General features: G+C 72.0%; 1 pseudogene. It reads right to left on the bottom strand.

Annotated features, from left to right (window positions below):
* Positions 1–388, bottom strand: a pseudogene (locus tag HWY05_RS37625) (M23 family peptidase); the annotation flags it as partial.
* Positions 389–639 lie beyond the last annotated feature (251 nt).

The following is a 639-nucleotide window of genomic DNA, read 5'->3' as shown; positions in this document are numbered from 1 at the left end:
GCGGGATATCGAGCTGCTGCAGGGTTTGCGCGAAGGAGTGCGTGATGGCGCCGGTGCGCAGGCCAGTGGCGAGCGGCGGCTCGCCTATGCCGAACGCGGGCGCGGCGAGCGAGAACAGTTCGCTGCCGTCGCCGAGCAGGCTGCGCCCCGCGGCGAAGCGTGAGGCGAAGCGGCCGGGACGCATGTCGCGCGAGGCGATCGCGGCCTCCAGCTGATCGGTGACGAAGCGCTGCGCGCTCGGGAACGGCGTGGCGGCGAGTACCTGCTGCGGGGTCCTGGCCGCGCCGAGCGTGGTCGGCGAGGGCGTGTTCGAGACCGCGGGCAGCGTCGCCGCGAGACTGAACGCGGCGATCGCGCCAAGCGCCGCGGCGGCGGGAAGCAGGCGCATGAAGGGGCGCGCGGGAGGGTTCGGTGTGGCGGGCCGGCGGGCGTGTCGGTCGCCGGCGACAAGCGAAACTTCGGGAATTGGGTTCAACGGACTCCACATCCTCAAAAAGGCAGGTTCAGGGCAAGGGGTGGGGAAAGGCTGGCTACGCGAAAACCGCGCGACACGGCACGGCCGGCAGCACTCTGGCGTACAACGGCGGGACACGCGCGGCGGCCCGATACGTTCCGTTCGGCCCAGGGACGCGGGGTAAC

It is taken from the genome of Paraburkholderia sp. BCC1876 (genome assembly GCF_902833695.1).
Lineage (GTDB): Bacteria > Pseudomonadota > Gammaproteobacteria > Burkholderiales > Burkholderiaceae > Paraburkholderia.
The sequence above is the reverse complement of the archived record's forward strand: the minus strand, read 5'-3'. Positions and strand labels throughout refer to the sequence as shown.